The sequence below is a fragment of the Natrinema sp. 74 genome, assembly GCF_046097095.1.
Taxonomy (GTDB): Archaea; Halobacteriota; Halobacteria; order Halobacteriales; family Natrialbaceae; genus Natrinema.
The window spans coordinates 1,880,423-1,898,365 of record NZ_CP175698.1 but is presented as its reverse complement, the minus strand read 5'-3'; the positions used below and the strand labels follow the sequence as shown (position 1 = coordinate 1,898,365).

At 65.4% G+C, this 17,943-nt stretch carries 17 protein-coding genes; 9 read left to right on the top strand and 8 right to left on the bottom strand.

The genetic code is table 11. The annotated features are described in order from the left end of the window. Positions 1-256 precede the first annotated feature (256 nt). Both larE and ACJ70B_RS09450 read left to right on the top strand, forming a co-directional pair. On the top strand, positions 257-1,111 hold the full coding sequence (gene larE / locus ACJ70B_RS09455; protein ID WP_408956746.1) for an ATP-dependent sacrificial sulfur transferase LarE: 855 nt from the start codon (positions 257-259) through the stop codon (positions 1,109-1,111). A gap of 242 nt (positions 1,112-1,353) precedes the next feature. Beyond that, positions 1,354-1,710 (top strand): hypothetical protein, encoded by a 357-nt coding sequence (locus ACJ70B_RS09450; protein WP_408956745.1) that lies wholly within the window; start codon positions 1,354-1,356, stop codon positions 1,708-1,710. 1 nt (position 1,711) lies between these two features. On the opposite strand, the gene ACJ70B_RS09445 is transcribed toward ACJ70B_RS09450, so the two are convergent. The 5 genes from ACJ70B_RS09445 to ACJ70B_RS09425 form a co-directional block, all read right to left on the bottom strand. Then, positions 1,712-1,996 carry an amphi-Trp domain-containing protein gene (locus ACJ70B_RS09445; RefSeq protein ID WP_408956744.1) on the bottom strand — a complete coding sequence of 95 codons (285 nt, stop codon included), beginning with the start codon at positions 1,994-1,996 and terminating at the stop codon, positions 1,712-1,714. Positions 1,997-2,069: 73 nt separating this feature from the next. Continuing rightward, complete coding sequence (locus ACJ70B_RS09440) at positions 2,070-3,881, bottom strand: nitrite/sulfite reductase (protein WP_408956743.1); 1,812 nt, start codon at positions 3,879-3,881, stop codon at positions 2,070-2,072. 388 nt (positions 3,882-4,269) lie between these two features. Next, complete coding sequence (locus tag ACJ70B_RS09435; protein WP_408956742.1) at positions 4,270-5,619, bottom strand: nitrate/nitrite transporter; 1,350 nt, start codon at positions 5,617-5,619, stop codon at positions 4,270-4,272. A 6-nt stretch (positions 5,620-5,625) separates the two neighbouring features. Further along, a complete protein-coding gene (gene nasA, locus ACJ70B_RS09430) occupies positions 5,626-7,740 on the bottom strand; it encodes an assimilatory nitrate reductase NasA (RefSeq protein WP_408960096.1) in 2,115 nt (704 codons plus the stop codon). Positions 7,741-8,093: 353 nt separating this feature from the next. Further along, positions 8,094-9,068 (bottom strand): twin-arginine translocase subunit TatC, encoded by a 975-nt coding sequence (locus ACJ70B_RS09425; protein ID WP_408956741.1) that lies wholly within the window; start codon positions 9,066-9,068, stop codon positions 8,094-8,096. A 139-nt stretch (positions 9,069-9,207) separates the two neighbouring features. Between ACJ70B_RS09425 and ACJ70B_RS09420 the strand changes: the two genes are divergently transcribed. The 3 genes from ACJ70B_RS09420 (at position 9,208) to ACJ70B_RS09410 (ending at position 12,061) form a co-directional block, all read left to right on the top strand. Beyond that, positions 9,208-11,547: a twin-arginine translocase subunit TatC gene (locus ACJ70B_RS09420; protein WP_408956740.1), complete on the top strand. Its 2,340-nt coding sequence runs from the start codon at positions 9,208-9,210 to the stop codon at positions 11,545-11,547. Positions 11,548-11,595: 48 nt separating this feature from the next. Next, the gene (locus ACJ70B_RS09415; protein ID WP_408956739.1) at positions 11,596-11,817 is read left to right on the top strand and encodes a hypothetical protein; all 222 of its coding nucleotides are present in this window, start codon (positions 11,596-11,598) and stop codon (positions 11,815-11,817) included. Positions 11,818-11,884: 67 nt separating this feature from the next. Then, positions 11,885-12,061, top strand: coding sequence for a ribbon-helix-helix domain-containing protein (locus ACJ70B_RS09410; protein ID WP_408956738.1), 177 nt, complete (start codon positions 11,885-11,887; stop codon positions 12,059-12,061). A 90-nt stretch (positions 12,062-12,151) separates the two neighbouring features. Here ACJ70B_RS09410 and ACJ70B_RS09405 read toward each other — a convergent pair whose 3' ends face one another. Beyond that, complete coding sequence (locus tag ACJ70B_RS09405; RefSeq protein ID WP_408956737.1) at positions 12,152-12,928, bottom strand: SAM-dependent methyltransferase; 777 nt, start codon at positions 12,926-12,928, stop codon at positions 12,152-12,154. Between the two features lie 155 nt (positions 12,929-13,083). Here ACJ70B_RS09405 and ACJ70B_RS09400 point away from each other — a divergent pair, with 155 nt between their 5' ends. Further along, a complete protein-coding gene (locus ACJ70B_RS09400; RefSeq protein ID WP_408960095.1) occupies positions 13,084-13,827 on the top strand; it encodes a DNA polymerase sliding clamp in 744 nt (247 codons plus the stop codon). A 144-nt stretch (positions 13,828-13,971) separates the two neighbouring features. After that, positions 13,972-14,286, top strand: coding sequence for a HalOD1 output domain-containing protein (locus ACJ70B_RS09395; protein ID WP_408956736.1), 315 nt, complete (start codon positions 13,972-13,974; stop codon positions 14,284-14,286). Between the two features lie 44 nt (positions 14,287-14,330). Here ACJ70B_RS09395 and ACJ70B_RS09390 read toward each other — a convergent pair whose 3' ends face one another. Beyond that, positions 14,331-15,200 carry an alpha/beta fold hydrolase gene (locus tag ACJ70B_RS09390; protein ID WP_408956735.1) on the bottom strand — a complete coding sequence of 290 codons (870 nt, stop codon included), beginning with the start codon at positions 15,198-15,200 and terminating at the stop codon, positions 14,331-14,333. 241 nt (positions 15,201-15,441) lie between these two features. On the opposite strand from ACJ70B_RS09390, the gene priL reads away from it, so the two are divergent. Then, positions 15,442-16,533 (top strand): DNA primase regulatory subunit PriL, encoded by a 1,092-nt coding sequence (gene priL / locus ACJ70B_RS09385; protein ID WP_408956734.1) that lies wholly within the window; start codon positions 15,442-15,444, stop codon positions 16,531-16,533. Positions 16,534-16,792: 259 nt separating this feature from the next. Here priL and ACJ70B_RS09380 read toward each other — a convergent pair whose 3' ends face one another. Continuing rightward, positions 16,793-17,041, bottom strand: coding sequence for a hypothetical protein (locus ACJ70B_RS09380; protein WP_408956733.1), 249 nt, complete (start codon positions 17,039-17,041; stop codon positions 16,793-16,795). 185 nt (positions 17,042-17,226) lie between these two features. Here ACJ70B_RS09380 and ACJ70B_RS09375 point away from each other — a divergent pair, with 185 nt between their 5' ends. After that, positions 17,227-17,865 carry an SWIM zinc finger family protein gene (locus ACJ70B_RS09375; RefSeq protein WP_408956732.1) on the top strand — a complete coding sequence of 213 codons (639 nt, stop codon included), beginning with the start codon at positions 17,227-17,229 and terminating at the stop codon, positions 17,863-17,865. The last annotated feature ends 78 nt before the right edge of the window (positions 17,866-17,943 follow it).

Here is a 17,943-nt window from a genome sequence, read left to right as displayed (position 1 = left end):
CGAGGGACCTACCACGGACACGGTCTTAACCGCCCGGCGCGCTGATTACGGCACTCGACGGGCCGGCGGCCGGAACGACCCGCTCGCGGAGACCGCAACGGCGTTCGTGACACGGAGACTGCGATCCGATCGGCGGGTTCGGCATCGGCCTCGAGAGCAGCGACGCGAGGGCGCAGCGATCGACCGGCGGACCCGTGTCGAACGGCTGACGGCTGGACGCAACGCGCTTTTGCCCGTCCGGTTCGAACCACGGGCCATGACACCGGTCGAGGCGAAACTCGAGGCCGCCCGCGACGACCTCGCGGCCCGCGACGGGGTCCTCGTGGCCTTCTCCGGCGGCGTCGACTCGAGCGTCGTGGCCGCGCTCGCCCACGATGCGCTCGGCGACGACGCGGTCGCCTGCACCGCCAAGAGCGAGACCCTCCCGGAGGCCGAACTCGAGGACGCCAAGCGCGTCGCCGACGAAATCGGCATCCGCCACGAGATCGTCTCCTTCTCCGAACTCGAGAGCGATGCGTTCGTCGAGAACGACGACGATCGCTGCTATCACTGCCGGACGATGCGCTTAGGTGAGATGCTCGAGACGGCCCGCGAGGTCGGCATCGGGACGGTCTGTGACGGCACGAACGCCGACGATCCGGGTGCGGGTCACCGCCCCGGCCTGCAGGCCGTCGAGGAACTCGAGGTCCACTCGCCGCTGCTGGCTCACGACATCACCAAAGGAGAGGTGCGCGAAATCGCCGACCGCTACGGCCTCTCCGTCGCCGACAAACCGTCGATGGCCTGTCTCTCTTCCCGGATCCCGACGGGCCTCGAGGTCACCGAGGAGCGACTCACTCGCGTCGAGCGCGCCGAGGCCCTGCTTCGCCAGTGGGGGTTCGACCAGTTCCGCGTCCGCGACCACGACGGCCTCGCCCGCATCGAAGTCTCGCCCGACGAACTCGAGCGCGCACTAGACCGCGCGTTCGTCGAGACGGTTCGAGACGAACTCTCGGACCTCGGCTTCGATCACGTCACGCTCGACCTCCACGGCTACCGGACCGGCAGCGTCAGCCCCGAGAGCGACGACCGCGCCGACGAGGACGCCGTCGAATCCTCGAGCGACGACTGATAATCGAGCGACGGCCGAGCACGGGGAACCAATAGCGATCGTCGGGAGCGAGCGAAGACCCAATTGCAGTTCGGGACTAGATTCACCGTTCGTCCTCCTTTCCTCGCATTCGATGACCATTCATTCGAAATATAATCGCATTTCGCGGAGTGGATTTGCCATTGTTTGTATTTCTGTGTTATCGTCCGGTAATATTGCGCATTTCGGTACGAACGTAGCGCATGGTCCGGTATCAGTGATCGATGGACGCCGACGTGCCGCTCGAGTGGACCACCGAAGAGTGTCGAACCTACACCCCGGCTGAGACAGACCGGGAGATGCAGTATCGAACGTATCGCCACGAATCGGGCGATCTCCGGCTAAAGGTCGCGCCGGCCTCGCTCGACGGCGAGGATCATCCCGGGTACACACTGACCGCGACGAGCTATCCCGGGCTAGATCTCTCCGAGACGATGCGAGTCAGAACCGTCCTGACGTTCGAGCGCTGCGAACGGATCGCCGGCGAGTTCATGGACCTGTTTTCGGCCAGCTACGACGGCCCCGGTTCGCTCGAGGACGCACTCGACTATGCCTACGAGCGGACCCGCGACCACCGCTGACTCACTCGATTTCTAATCGGCCGCCGTCGCCGTCGTCCGCGCCGGCCTCGTCCCACTCGAGTTCGAACTCGACGCTGAGTTCGCCGGGACCGTCCGTCGGCCCCTCGCGCTCGGCTTTCACCTCGAACGTCGGGCGCGCAGGCGGCTCGAGCGTCACGGAGTCAGATCCGGCTGTGAGGGTGATCGCCTCGCCGTCGTCTAAGTTGTCCGCGACGCGTCTGAGCATCGATGCGATCTCCGCGCGGCTGTGCTCGCTTTCGGTTTTGAAGAGGACGTCTTCGGGCATACGCTCCGATACGTCGCGCACGCTGATAAATACGCGCTCGGCCGCGGCCGGATCGACAACGGCCGATCGGCGGTTAGTCGTCCGACGAGGCCACGGATTCGTCGGCCGTCGCGGTCGCCGCGGACTCGCTCTCGGCGAAGGGGTACCACGACTGCTTGGCGTCGGCCATGTAGGGCGCCTCGAAGTCCGTCTCCTCGGGCTCGCAGAACTCCACGAGCTGTTCCTCGGCCGTCGCCTCGACCCACTCGCGGAACGTCTGACCGTCCTCGCGGTGGGCCGCGTAGGCCTCGAGCAAGTTTCGGATCGCGCCCGGGGCCTCGTCGGCCGGGACGCGCTGCTGGACCCAGTCGATGAAGGAGGGGGTCTCGCCGACGCCGCCGCCGACGCCGATGTCGAAGGCCTCGACCATCTCACCGTTCTTGCGGGCGCGCATTCCCTGCAGGCCGATGTCGGCGGTCATCGCCTGCCCGCAGTCGGCCGTACAGCCCGAATAATGCATCTTGATCTTGCCCACGTCTTCGGGGAGGTCGACGGTTTTGTTGAGCCAGCGCAGCATCCGCGCCATCCGCCCTTTCGTCTCGGTCAGCGCGATCGAGCAGAATTCCGTTCCCGTGCAGGCCATCGCGCCGCGTTCGAACGGGCTCGGTTTCGGCGGGTACTCGGAGAGAAGGGGGTCGGCGAGTAGGGCCTCGAGGTCGTCGTCGGAAACGTCGACGATAACGGGGTTCTGTCGACGGGTCAGCCGGACCTCGCCGGAGCCGTACTCGTCGGCCAAATCGGCGAGTTCGATCGCATCCTCGGCCGGCAGGCGGCCGACGGGCACGCTCAGACCGACATAGTTCCGGCCGTCTTGCTGGTCGCCGACGCCGACGTGGTCGTGCTGGCCGTCCGCGACGGGCCGCCCGGCGTTGTACGTGTACTCCTCGCGGAGGTCCTCGCCCGCGGTGTGCATCTCGAAGTCGACGTACTCCTCCTGGAGGGTCTCGCGGATCTTCGCCATCCCCCAGTCCTCGGCGAAGAACCGCGCGCGGTTCTTCGAGCGGTTCTGGCGGTTCCCGTAATCGTGGTAGAGTTCGACGAATCCCCGGCCGACCTCGTAGGCGTTCTCGGGCCGGACGAAGACGTCCAGCGGCGTCGCGGCGCGGGGCTGGCGACCGCCGAGGCCGCCGCCGATGCGTACGTTGAAGCCGCGGATTTCCTCGCCACCGTCGGACTCGGCCGACGAGCCTCCGGCTTCGCCGGAGACGTCTATCTTCTTGGTCGCCGGCTCGAATCCGATGTCGTTGATCGAATCCTGCGCGCAGCCGACCGTACAGCCCGAGACGCTGATGTTGAACTTCCGGGGCATGTTCGCCAGCGCGTCGTCCTTTCGAAGCTCCTCCTCGAAGCGCTCGAGCAGGGGGCCGGACTCGACGAACTCCTCGGCTTTCCCGTGGAGCGGACACCCCGAGATGTTGCGCATCGTGTCCCCGCCCGACGAACGCGAGTGGACGCCGACCGACTCGAGTTGCTCCCAGATCTCGGGGATGTCCTCGAGTTTGATCCAGTGGAGTTGGACCGATTGGCGGGTCGTCAGATCGATCCAGCCGTTACCGAATTCGGGGTTCTCGACGGGACCCTTGGCGTACTCGCGGGCGACCTCGCCGATCGTTCGCAACTGATCGGGCGCTAAGATGCCGCTGGCGTTGGTCAGCCGCATCATGAAGTACGATTCCTGCCCCGAGCGCTGATGGAACAGCCCCCAGAACTTGAACCGGGTGAACCACGTCTCGCGTTCGTCCTCGGGAATGGCCTCGTAGCCGCCGTTCTCGGCGAACTCGAGGATGTGGTCGCGGACCTCGTCGCCGTAACAGCCCTCCTTGCGTTCTTCTTTCTTATGCACCATCGTCACTCACCTCACCGACCGAACGATCGGAGCCGAATTTCCGGGTTGTCTCACCAAACATGTCGCAATTCACGTTTTATGGCCATGTTTCTAAACTATATAACGATAATCATTTACAAACATCTGGTTTTTCTCCGCGTTCGAAATCGGTCGTGGTATCTCCAATGGAATATGGTCTATATTAGGACGTATATCGCGAGCGAGCGGAGGATGGAATGGGCGATTGGGAACACGAATTCGCGGGCATCCGCGTCATTGGACTTCCGTCCGAAACGAAGAGCGCGGCTCGCCGCCCCGATCGAGAGCCCGTCGTTGACGCTGGCGGTCGGAATCACCATACCGAAACGGCGTCGACACTCGGACGATCGAATCGGCAAACGGCGGGCGATCAGTCGTCTGCCGGGAGCGGTTCGCTCGGCGTCGGCCCCGCTCGAGCGCGGTAGAGCCCGGCCGAGAGCCCGACCGAGACGATCGCGAGGACGAGGAAGACGACGAAGCCGTTCGCGTAGCCGGCGGTCCCCTGAATATCGACGAACAGTCCGAGGATCGGTGGAAGAACGAAGCCGCCGAACGCGCCGAGACCGCCGACCAGTCCCGACGCGCCGCCGACGGCCTCCGGCACGTATTTCGGCACGAGGCCGAACACCGCCGCGTTGGCGACGCCGATGCCGATCCCGAGGAGGACCGTCGCGCCGATCGCGAGCGGGACGGTACGGGCTGCGATCAGCAGGGACGCGGCGATGCCAACGACGACGAAACTCGCGATCGCGGTCGGCTCGCCGCCGATACGGTCGCTTACGACGCCGCCCGGCACGCGGACGAGCGCCGCGAGCAGGGTAAACGCGATCGCCGTGAGGGCACCCGCGGCCTGTAGATCGAGGCCGTGAACGGCCGTCCAGTAGGAGGGAAACCACGTCGTCAGCGCGAGAAAGCCGCCGAAGGAGGCGAAAAACAGCGCGACGAGCACCCACGTCCGGGGGATGGCGGCCGCCTCGCGGATCGACGCCATCGCGTCGCCGTTGGGGAACAGGTCCTGGCCCTGCGCTTTGGCCTGCCGTCTCGCAATGCCGGCCTCGAGCCCCCGTTTTCGAAGCTGGAAAAACGGAGGGTCGACGGCGACGATCGCGTAGACGACCGTCCCGCAGACGAGGAACCCGAACCACGCGAGATACGCGCCCGTCAGGCCGAGCGCGGCGAGCGCGACGGGGACGAGAAGCGTAAAGAGGCCCGGCGAACTGTTCCCCAGTCCCGCGTACACCGCGAGCATCGTCCCCTGTCGCTCCTCGGGCGACCAGTACGACGTCTGGGTGGCCCCGACCGAGAACGTCGCGATGCCACACCCGCTCAACGAACCGAAGAGGAAGACGAGCGGGTAGTGGGCCATCGTCAGGCCGTCGGTTCCGAGGGTGACGAGCAGGGTCGACAGGCCGCCCATCCCTGCGATGGCCCCGCCGAGCAGAATCACGAACGGCTTCGCCGCACCGACGTCTTCTACCCACGCGCCAAAGGGAATGCGAAGTAGCGAGCCGGTCAACTGCGGCGCGCCGACGAGCAAGCCGAGTGCAAGCCCGGAAAGCCCCATCGCTCCCTCGAGTTCGGTCGCGACGGGGCCGTAGCAGACGACGCCGGCGAAGCCGACGAAGAAGCCAAGCGTCGCGGACGCGACGCCGCGGCGAGGACTCCCGCGGATATCGGCCCTCCCGTCGCTCGCCGAGTCGGCGGTCGATTCAGCGGACATGGGCGGTCAGGCGCTCGCTTCCGCGACTGCGCCCACGTCTCGCTCTCGGGGCGGCTCGAGGCGGACCGCACACTGTTTGAAGTTGGGCTCGTTCGAGCGGGGATCGACGTCGGGCAGCGTGAGATCGTTGACGTCGGGGTGGTGGATGGGGAGCCAGACGACACCGTCGGGGATCGCCTCGTCGGTCTCGACGCAGACGGTGACCGACGCGCGCCGGGAGACGACCCGGCCGTATCGGGCGTCATCGTCGTCCGCAGGGGCGTCGGTGGGTGCCTCGAGGTCGTCCGCGAGCGCGGCGGCCGTCGCCGGGCTGACCCGCGCCGTCGGCGGCTCGTCCCCGCGAGTCCGCACGCCGGTGTTGTACGCGTCCGGGCGGCGCGCGGTCGTCAGCGTCAGCGGGTAGGACTCGTCGGTCGGCTCCGGGAGCGGGCGAGCCTCGCCGCTCGAGAATCGCGCGCGACCGGAGCCGGTGGGGAACGACCACGATTCCTCGGCCGACGACGGGTCGGCCGACTCGTTGTCGCTCCCAGCGTCGTAATACCGGTACCCAGCCGACACGTCCGGTTTGGGTGCCGGCCAGCGGACCGCACGCTCGGTCTCGAGGCGCTCGTAGCTGATTCCCGAGCAGTCCGCGGGGGTGCCAGCGGTCAGTGCGGCAAACTCGTCGAAGACGGCTTCGGGCTCGAGCGACTCGTCGAACAGGTCGGGAACGACGCGGTCGGCGAGATCCCCGATCAGCTCGAGGTCCGTGCGGACGCCGCTCGGCGTCTCCGTGGCGGCGCGAACCCGTGAGATCGTCCGTTCCATGTTGGTCGTCGTCCCCTCGGACTCGCCCCACGTGGCGGCGGGGAGGACCACGTCGGCCAGTTCGACCGTCTCGCTGTGGAAGGCGTCCTGAACGACAAGGAAGGACTTCTCGAGCTTCTCGCGGACGTGCGTCGCGTCGGGCATGCCCGCGACGGGATTGGTCGCGACGGCGTAGACGGCCTCGACCTCGTCGCCGATCGCGTCGACGATGCCGACCGGTCCCGGCCCCGGATCGTCGGGGAGCCGCGAGGTTGGCACGTCCCACGTCTCGGCGACTTCGCGGCGGTGATCGGGATCGGCGAAGGGGCGGTGGCCGGGCCAGGAGCCCTTCGAAGAGCAAACGCGAGTTCCCATCGAGTTGGCCTGTCCGGTCAGCGAAAACGGTCCTGTGCCCGGCCGGAGGTTGCCGGTCGCGAGACACAGGTCGATCAGCGCGCCCGCGGCCGCGGTCCCGTTGACGCTCTGGTTGATCCCCATCCCCCAGTACAGCAGAGTGGGATTCTCGAGTGCGTCGGCCAGATTGTCGACGTCGGCCATCGAAACGCCCGCCATCTCGGCGGCCTCGGCGGCGTCGGGTAGTTCCGAGCGAAGCTCGTCGAAGCCGGTCGTGGCCTCGGCGACGAACGTCTCGTCGACGCGGTCGGTCTCGACGATTCGGGCGAGGACGGCACGAGCGAGCGCGAGGTCGCCGCCGGGCTCGAGCGGGACGTGGTGGTCCGCGACCTCGGCGGTCTCGCTGTAGACGGGGTCGACGACGATCAGTTCGGAGTCGTCCGCGTCGGCCGACTGGCGAATCCAGCGGAACATGACCGGGTGTGCGGCCGCCGGGTTCGCCCCCCAGACGATGTGGCGCTCGGCCTCGGGAATATCGTCGTAGGTCGGCGGCGGCGCATCGCTACCGAACGCGTCGTAATAGGCCGTCACCGCGCTCGCCATACACAGGGTCGTATTGGCGTCGTAGTACCGCGTGCCGAAGCCGCCGCGGGCGAGTTTGCCAAGCGCGTAGGCGGCCTCGTTGGTCTGCTGACCGCTGCCCAGCACGGCGACGCCGTCGCCACCGTCTGCCAGCGCGGTGCTCAGTCCCTCCGCCGCGCGCTCGAGGGCCGACTCGATGGTCGTCGGCACGAGGTCGCCGTCCGTGCGGACGAGCGGTCTGGTCAGCCACTCGCCGTCGGGGTCGGCGGTTTCGCTGACGCCTCGCTGGCAGGCCAGCCCCTGATTGACCGGATGGGCGGCGTCGCCGCGGACGGTCTCGAGGCCGTAGCCTCGCTCGGGGGCCCGCTGGACGTGCCCACAGCCGACCGCACACCGCATACACGTGGTCGGCACGAGGTCGGTCACGGGCACCACCCCGCGACGTCGAATCGAACGGGATTTTGTAGTTTACAATCAGTCTCGTCTGAGGCACATTCCCTCACTATCATTCAGCTAACCACGCCACAGGGGAACATATCCAACCACTAAACGGTAATCGTTTACGAACTGCAATTTTTCGCCGTCGAATCGGCCGGAGTCCGCAATATGCGAACGGATAAGGAGAATATAAGGACAGTATACGTCGGTGACCGGGGCGGGACGGTCGGACGAATGTCCACGAACTGGCGGTCAGTTTACGCGTGACAAAGGAGAATTCGGAGAGTCGAAAACGGACCGGCAGCCGAGCCGATCTACTCGGTGCCGACCCACTTCAGGACGAGCAGCGTCCCTTCGAACAGCAGGATCATCGTGACCGCGACGAGGACGGGTGCCATCATCGTCGGGTCGATCGTGAACATGAACGCGAGCCCGGCGAACGCCGCCCAGAAGTACAGCCGCTTTTGGATCAGCCAGCGGCGGGTCGTCACGCCCAGCATGATCGCCAGCATGATGAAGAGCGGAATCTGGAAGACGATCGCGAGAAAGCCCGTCAGCGTGATAATCAGGTCGAACGTGTCGCCGAGCGCGTACGCGATCTGTGCGCTCCCCTCTGCGTAGTAGGTGAAGTACTTGAACAGGACCGGCAACACGAGGTGGTAGGAAAACACCATCCCGCCCGCCGCCAGCACCACGCTCGTCGGCACGGCCGCGAGATAGTACTTGCGCTCGTTGGGATACAGTCCCGGCCGCATGAACAGGTAACACTCGTAGACAAACGCCGGCAGCGCGACCATGATCCCCAAAAGCGACGAGATCTTGATCCGGGTCAGCCACAGCTCGAGCGGGTGATAGAGATGTGGCGGCGGCACCTCGCCGTCGGCGTACGGGAAGACGTTAAACCAGACGAAGTGAATGGCGTCAGAGGCCCATAGCAGACCGATCGCCGTCCCGCCGGCCCCGAATAGCAAGACGACCGCCAACCGGAGGACCATCTCCTCGATGTGGTCGGCCAGGGGCATTTCCTCGTCATCCGGCGGCGTCGAGATACCGCCGATGTCGTCGTCGGGGTCGGGATACGTCGGCTCGGGGTCGTGGCGGTCGCCGACGACGCCTTCACCGTCGGTCTCGAGTGTCGAGGCGTCCGCTCGGTCGCGCTCGACCGGGCTAGTATCGGCCGCGGGATCGGGTCCAGCCGCGTCGGCGGGCGCTGGCTGTCGCTCGTCAGGGGCGTCTCGTGGCCCTTCGGAGCCCTCGACGTCGCGTTCATCGACCGGCTCGTCCGACATCTAGGGGGTAGTGATAGGCCACCGGTTATAGGCCTTTTTCTTACGACCCCCCGGTGAAAGTGAGAAGGGCGTTCGATCGACCTTCAACCCGCATACCCACTCGAAAGGTTGATAACTGGATGTCAGTTACCCCAACCCAATGAGTTCTGCCCTCGACGAGGACACCGCCCGCGCCATCAACGCCGGCCGGGAAACGATTGGCACGCTTCTCGCGGGTGCCCAACAGCACCTCCAGAAGGTGTTCATCGTGTTCCTCCTCGGGTTCATCGGCTCCTTTTACGCGCTTCGCGTCGTCATCTGGGATTTCCTTGAAGCGACCGCGACCTCCCGGATGGGAACCGGCCTCGCTGGCTCGACTGACGTCATCACCCGGACGCCGTTCGAAGTGATCCTCTTACAGGCCAAGATCGGGATGATAAGCGGGGTCATCGTCGCGATCCCCGCGCTGCTCTTTTTCACTCGAAAATCGATCCATCGTCGCGGCTACGACAGCGTCGTCCCGATATCGAAAGGTTATCTCGCCGGCTTCGTGGCCATGTCGCTGTTCCTGTTTTCGCTCGGCGTCTTCTACGCCTATAGCGTCTTCTTCCCCTTCGCGTTCGATTTCCTCGCGGGTAACGCCGTCAGCGCCGGTATCAAGCCGAGTTTCGGTATCACCGAGTTCACCGAGTTCATGGCGTTGCTGACGCTGTCGTTCGGACTCGCCGCCCAGTTGCCGCTGATCATGGGCGTGCTCTCCTACACCGAGATCGTTCCCTACGAGACGTTCCGTGACAAGTGGCGACACGCCGTCGTCACAATCTTCGTCTTCGGGGCCGTCTTCTCGCCGCCGGATCCGTTCACGCAGGTCATGTGGGCGACACCGATGCTCGTCCTCTACGTCTTCAGTCTCGGGCTGGCCAAGGTCGTCTCCAACGCCCGACGGCGTGGCGCGGCGAAATCTGAAGGATCGGGAACGGCGCACGTCAAGCGTCGCCTCCTCCAGTTTGGCAGCATCATAACAGTCATCGCGGCCGCTGCCACCGTCGCCGTCGAACAGGGCGCGTTCGACGTCCTCCATCAAGCGGTCTTTCCCGCGTTCCCAGAGCTGATCCGACCCACGGAACCGCTCGGCCTCGAGACGACGGCGGACACCCACGGCCTACTTGGCGCGGTCGCAGTCGGCATCATCGTCAGCCTCGTTGGCGGCTTCGTCGTCCTGCTCGGCTACACGGTCCGCGTCTTGCGGGGTCCGGTCTACCCGCGCGAGGACGATATTCAGCGCGCCGATACACACGAAGACGTCGACTTCGAAACGCTCGGGGCCGACGACATCGCCGACGTGCCGACGCAGGTCTTCCTGAGTATGAGCGAAGACCAGGCGCTCGAGTACTCCCGGCAGGCAATGTACGACGACGACCGGGCGAAGGCGGAGGCGATCCTCGACCGCTTCGACGCGCTCGAGGAGGGTGCCGAGAGCGGCGGCGGGTCGGCCGCAGGCGGGGCGGCAAACGCCGCAGCGAGCGGTGCGGGAGGTGGGGGTGGCGGGGACGGAAACCTCTTTGCAAACACCGCCGCGGGCATGCTCGATCCCTTCACCGAGGACGAGACGACAGAGGACGACATCGGCGGCTACGCCTACGACATCGCCTTCGTCTTCAACAGCCTCACCTCGAAGGTGTTCCGCATCGTGGGGCTGTTCATGGTCGTCATGGGCGGGACCTTCTTCTGGCTCTACTCGGACGGCATCGGACGAATTCTCAAGCTCTTCCTCAGCCGGGTTCCCCGAGACGTGCTCGTTGAGACCGTCGGTAGCGACGTCGATCTGGCCAGCCTGAGCAACTCCGAGAGCCTCGAGGTACTCATCAGCGAACTAGACATCGTCGTCGCCTTGCATCCCGTCGAAGTGCTCATCTTCGAGGCAAAGGTGAGCGCGCTCATCGGCCTCATCGCCACCCTCCCGCTGGTGCTGTTTTACGCCTGGCCGGCCGCCAAGGAGCGCGGGTTGGTCTACGGCGACCGGCGGACGTTCGTTATCTGGGGCGGCGGCCTGCTCGCCGGCTTCGCCGTCGGAATCTACCTCGGCTTCTTCTGGGTCGCACCGTCGATCATCTCGTATCTGATCTCGGACGCACTCGCCAACGGAATGGAGATCTCATATCGGATCAAGAACTTCTTCTGGCTCGTAATCCTCACCACCGTCGGCATCGGCTTCCTGCTGAATATCATCGTCACGATGGCACTGTTCCACGTTGGCGGCATCGTCAGCTATCACTCGATGCTCGAGCGCTGGCGGCCGGTCGTCGTCGGAACCTTCGCGCTCTCGGCCTTCTTCAGCCCGGAGGGAATCCTTATGATGCTACTGTTCGCCATTCCGATCTCGGTCACCTACCTGCTCGGACTGGCCGTCCTCTACGTCCTTACCGGCGGCGGCCGGCTGTTCGGCGGTGGCGGCGGTTCGACAACACAACCCGATGCCGAGGACGCAGCGGCGAAGTGACGACAGCAAGCCAGAAACGCTTTCCTCGGTCTTTCCCGTAGCGCAGATATGTCGACGACCATCGCAACGCCAGACGCGGACCAGGACTGTGCGTACTGTGGCTCGCAGATCTTCGATCACGACCCGATCTGCGTCCGCGACTGTACCGACGACTGTGGATCGCCCACCTACTTCTGTAACTACGCATGTCTCTTGGCGTACGGAGACGAGAACGACCTGACGACCGGCGATGCATGCACGTGGTCGCCCGACGAACGCGATTGCTGTTGACCACGGCGAACGGACGCTGGCCACCAACTACCCTTAAGTCAGGGACGTGCAAACGGCTACCTAACTGATGCCCAAGATCAGCGTCGAAATCCCGCAGGAACTCCTCGAGGACCTCGATGACCACGTTGGCGACGACGGCAAGTTCGTCAATCGCAGCGATGCGATCCGCGCCTCGATTCGAAAGACCCTGGATATCATGGACGAGATCGACGAGCGCCACGACCGCCTCGAGACCGACGAGTGACGGACGGGGGAGACGGTCCACTGGAAGACAGCTCCGGCGTCCCCCGAAAGCGGGTCCGGAGACGCCAGTCACCAGTGATAGCAGCCCGTCTCAGTCCTGCTCGAGACGCTGTGCGAATCCGAAGGTCGGTTTGACGTCCTCGACGCGGACCGTGACGGTCTCGCCGACCTCGGTCCCCGGCACGAACAGTCGGTAGCCGTCGACCGAGGCGATACCGTCGCCCTCGCTGCCGACGTCTTCGATCTCGACCTCGAGTTCGTCGCCCGGCCGCACGGAGGCGGTGAGCCGACCTTTGCCGATGAAGTAGACCTCGGAGGACTCGTCGCGGCTGGCTTTCGGCGAGGTGGCACGGACGTACTGGAACTCGTCTTCGACGTCGGCCCGGAAGTCGTCGACGTCCGGCCCCTCGAAGACCTTCACGACGAAGTCCCCGCCGCTGTCGAGTAGCTCGAGGGCGGTCTCGAAGGCCTGCCGCGCCAGGTGTAGCGAACGGGCTTGGTCGAGCGAGTACTCGCCGGACATGTTGGGTGCCATGTCCGAGACGACTGCGTCGACGGAGCCCCCGGCGGCGTCGATGACTCGGTCGCGCGTTTTTTCCTCGGTCATGTCCCCGCGGAGCGTCTCGACGTTATCGTGGTCGTCGAAGTCCTTGATCCGCTGGAAGTCGACGCCGATCACGTGCCCCTGCGGGCCGACTTCCTCGGCGGCGACCTCGAGCCAGCCGCCCGGTGCGGCCCCGAGGTCGACGACCGTGTCGCCCCGGTCGAGGACGTTCTCGAGGTCGTCGAGCTGTTTGAGTTTGTAGGCCGCTCGAGAGCGATAGCCCTCCTGTTTGGCCTTGTTGTAGTAGTGGTCCTTGCGACTCATTTGGGCCAGATAGCTGCTCGAGGGGGATACGCGTGTCGTTCACCGCTGACCGCGGGGGAACGCCGTGCGCGGGCGGTTTGCTCGTCGGCGTGGTGCGATCTCCGCCCGTGCGTAAAGGGTGGCTTTTTATGGCAACCGTCCGTACGGCGACCTATATGTTCAAGGCCATCGTGAGCGCCGAAACGCTCACCAGCGCGCTCGACTCGGTGAGTGTGCTGGTCGACGAGTGCAAGATCCACCTCGAGGAAGACGGACTGGAGATCCGGGCCGTCGACCCCGCGAACGTCGGGATGGTCGACCTCTCGCTCGATGCGGCTGCGTTCGAGTCCTACGAAGCCGACGGCGGGCTGATCGGCGTCGACCTCTCGCGGCTGGAAGACATCGCCGGCATGGCCGACTCCGGCCAGCTCATCCAGCTCGAACTCGACGAGGAGACCCGCAAGCTTCACATCCAGATCGACGGCCTCGAGTACACGCTCGCGCTCATCGATCCCGACTCGATCCGCCAGGAACCCGATATTCCGGACCTCGATCTGCCCGCGGAGGTCGTCCTCGAAGGGAACGACGTCAACCGCTCGGTGACGGCCGCCGACATGGTCTCTGACCACATCGCGCTGGGCGTCGACGAGGCCGAGGAGTACTTCTACGTCGACGCGGAGGGCGACACCGACGACGTCCACCTCGAGCTCACCCAGGCGGATCTGATCGATCTGCAGGTCGGCCCGGCGCACTCGTTGTTCTCGCTCGATTATCTCAAAGACATGAACAAGGCGATCCCCACGGACACCGAGGTCACGCTCGACCTCGGCGAGGAGTTCCCCGTCAAGATCTACTTCGGCTTCGCGGAGGGACAGGGACAGGTCACCTACATGCTCGCACCGCGCATCCAGAGCGACTGACGCTCCCGATCGGCGACGGGACGTGCCTCACAGCGAGACGGGCCGACGCCGCGAACGCCGTCCGGTAATCGACCCGTCGTCGGTTCTTCAAAGATCGATATGAACAGGGCAGTGATTACCTGACCGCTGGCCCAGTGGGCGCGTATGTCCTCCCCGAACGATTCGCCGGACGAGTCTGCGTCGCGCGAACACGGCTACGTCACGGCGTTCGATCCCGCGACCGAGCGACCGAGCGAGGCCGTCGTCACTGCGGTTGCCGCCGTCTTCGAGGCCGAGCCCGACGATCTGTCAGCACTGTACGATACTCTTGATCCAGACGCGCTCGACTCGCTGGTCGATCACGCCCAGCGGGCCGGGTCCGCTGGAATCCATCGAATCTGGTTCACCTACGAAGGGTTCGACATCGGCGTTCGAAGCGACGGCCAAGTCCGGATTCGAGACGCCACCGCGGCCAGCTAACGCCCTCGCTTCGCTCGGCGACGGCATCGCCGCGCCAAGCATCCTCAGTCCTGTTCGTCGAGGAACTCAAGCAGCCGCTCGTTGACGAACTCGTCGTCCTCGATGAAACAGAGGTGGGAGCCGCCTTCGATGAGTTCGAGACGGCTGTCGGAAATCTTCTCCGCGAGTAGCCGCGCGTTCTCGACGGGGACGACCCGATCGTTCGTCCCGTGGAGGAGCAGCGTCGGCACGCGGAGCCCGTCGAGGCGGTCGCTCACGTCGAAGTTCTGAACGGCGGCGGCCTGGGCCTCGCGGGCGGGGTCGCCGGCGTCTTGCTCGAGTCGCCACTCGAGGATCTGATCCATCAAATGGGGGTTCCGGTTGGTGAAGCGATCGTTGAAGGCGGGCCGCATGCGATGGCGAAGCGTCTCCCGCTTGTTCGCGACGTCGGGCGTATCGAACATGTGCTCTTGTGTTTCGTCGGGGACTGGTGCCGCGTCGGGACCGCCGTGGCTCGTACAGAGGAGCGTCAGCGACGTCGTCCGATTGTACTCGAGTGCGTAGCGCTGGGCGATCATTCCGCCCATGCTCGCACCGACGACGTGAGCGTCGTAGATCCCCGCATTCTCGAGGACGGCCTCGAGATCGGCCGCCAGCCCGCCGATCGAGTAGCCGGCCAGTTTGAGGATAACGAGGGCGCGAAGCCGCCCCGGAAGCCGCGGGACCAGCGGCGGGAGGCCGACGTCCGAACGGCCGGTGCCCCTGTTATCGGGAGCGATGATCTCGTATTCGGGGGCGATGGCTTCGCGTTGCCATCGCCACATCCACCGTCCGAACCCCAGCCCCTGTACGAAGACGACGGGGGTCGACCGGTCGCCGTCGCCACCCTCGCGCTCGTAGTAGATCGACACGCCGTCTCTCGTCGCCTGTGGCATACTCACCGTGACGTGTCGAACACCCTTGAAATCGATCCTCGAGACGGGCACAGACGACGGCAGATGCCGACGGCGGCCGCCGACCGGCGGTAATAGCGTATTACCGCCCCCTGAGAGCCGACCAGCGCAGCGACGGCGAAGACCGACTTTCGGTATCGAATCAGCGAATCGGACGGCCTCTCATAAAAGACGATTAGTGGAACCAGCGCGCTTATCCCGCCGGAGTAAAATCGTCTTACCGATGCAGCGACGCCACGCTCGGTACCCGTTTCTCGAGGCCGCTCGCGAGTCCGTCGCGACGGAGGCGGTCGATCTGGCGACCGTCGTCGAGCAAGACCGGGCGGTCGTCGACCGCGCGCGCCAACGCGTGATTGCCGCGCTCGAGGCGGGCGAGACCGGCGAGCCACACCGCGACACGAGGGTCGAGTTGCTCTCTTATCCCGTTGCGCGCGTCCTCGTGTCGCTGGTCGAGGAACAGATACTCGTCCGGAAGTACGCCCGCGCCGAGGCCGAGACGGCTTACGATCGCTTCACCGCCGATATGGCGGACACGACCGAACTCAAGAGCGTCGAGTCGACGGGGCTGGAACTCACGGACCTCCTCGTCGAGTTCGAGTTCCGAGAGTCGGTCCGCGAATTGCCCGACGGTGACGGCTACCGGATCGACGTCGGCACGTATCTCCTGCTGGCCGCGGACCTGCGGGGCGACGAGTGGCGACTCGTGAACCGGCCACTGGACGCGGGCGAAGTGCCCGTCGACGAGGATGAACTGCTCGCGCTCGTTCGAGAGGCGATCCGGAGTCGCATCGAGGACGGGCTTCCCTTCGATGTTCCCGACGCGATCGCGAACGCGCTCGCGGACGACGCCGCCGAGATTCGCGAGATCCTGGCCGATCTCGACCTCACTCGAGAGATCGACACCGTCGTCCCGGAGCTGTTCCCACCGTGTATGAAGGCGCTGCTCGATCAGATTCAGAAGGGCGAACACCTGCCACACCACTCGCGGTTCGCGATCACGGCCTTCCTCGCGAGCATCGGGATGACCACCGACGAGATCGTCGAACTCTACCGGGTGAACTCCGCGTTCGGCGAGGAGATGACGCGCTATCAGACCGACCACATTCGCGGCGAGACCTCGCCGACGGAGTACTCACCGCCCTCGTGTGCGACGATGCAGTCCTATGGCGACTGCGTCAACAAAGACGACCTCTGTGAGCGCATTCCCCACCCGATGGCCTACTACGAGGAGCGGATCGACGACGCCGACGACGAACTCGAGGACTGGCGGGAGCAGACCGACGCGGGCGAGAACGAAGCCGCGAGCGGCGACTGACGGAACGACGTTCTCCCGGCCGTCGGTCGCAGTCCGTTGCCACGAGAGCACGGTCGCGAGCCCGAACAGGCGGGCCAGCACGACGAGGATGATCCGATCCGACGAGAGATGCCGTGGCGGTGAGAGCGGCAAACAACGGCTGTGAGTGCGAGCGAGACGGCGATCCCCGGAGTGTTACTCGAGGAGACCGATCGACGTTCCCGTCGGTATCAGTCATCTGAGATGGCAGCCGTGAAATGATGAAAGCGTCCCGGCGCGTTCAGAACGTTCCGTTCGCGTCTGAGTCGAGCCCGTCCTCGGGATCGTTCAGCACGAAGGCCAGTCCGATCCCGATCGCAGTGAGCAAGACGATAAAGCCGACGATGACTCCGACGAGCATCCAGCCCCCTTCGAGCGAGAGCGTGCTGGCGGTTCCGTAGGTCGAACCGACGGCGGCCATGGCCGCCAGCATCAGGAGGACGGCGGTGATAGAGACGGCGATTTCGATGACCTGTTCGCGGTCGAGCATCGTTCGATCGGTTTCGGCGGCCGGGTGAAAAGCGCTTCGAAGAGGCCATCGGCGGAGACCCGGTCTCGGCGGTCGTGGGCACGTATAAACCGCGGCCATGAAGGCGCAAGCGAGCCCGTTATCCCCTTCGAGACCGTACTTTCGTCGAATAGCCAACCGACCAGCGAGCCCGTTTCGACGCACCCATGAAAACAACAGCGTCACCGAAAGCACCGCTGCCAGTACCGTCAGACGACCACCTCACGAAGCGATCGCGCCGCGCCCGCACCGAGCCGATGTCGGTGTTGCCGCTGGGCGACGGCCTCTACGAGGTCGAGTCCGCGAGCGATCACACCTACCTCGTCGATCTCGAGGGGGGCCGGTGTACCTGCCCGGATCACGTCTTCCGCAAGGCCCGTTGCAAGCACATTCGCCGCGTCGCGATCGAGATCACGGAAGGACGGACCCCGCCGCCGGGCGAGGTTGCCGTGGACTGTCACGACTGCGGCGAGACGCTCTTCGTCGACGAAGACGAGAGCGAGCCGTTCTACTGCGGGACCCACGAGATCTATCCGGGCGATACCGTCGTCGACCGCGAGACCGGCGACCGACTCACCGTCGTCGACGTCTCGGAACGTCGGGCCGACGCCGTCGAGATCGGCGCGACCGACACGACGGTCGCCGACTACGAGACCAACGCGGACTACGATGCCGACGTGCCCGTCGTCGGCGCGGTCTATCCCCACGCCAGGGTCGCCCGTCGCGGCGTCGTCCCATCGTCGCTGCAAGTCTACGTTTTCCCGCGGACGCGCCTCGAGCGTGAGACCCGAGTCAGGCGGGACTGACACGAGCGGCTACAACTGGGTACCGGCGTTCCCGGACTCGCTTTCGGGGGACGCCGGAACTGCTTTCCAGCCGACCGT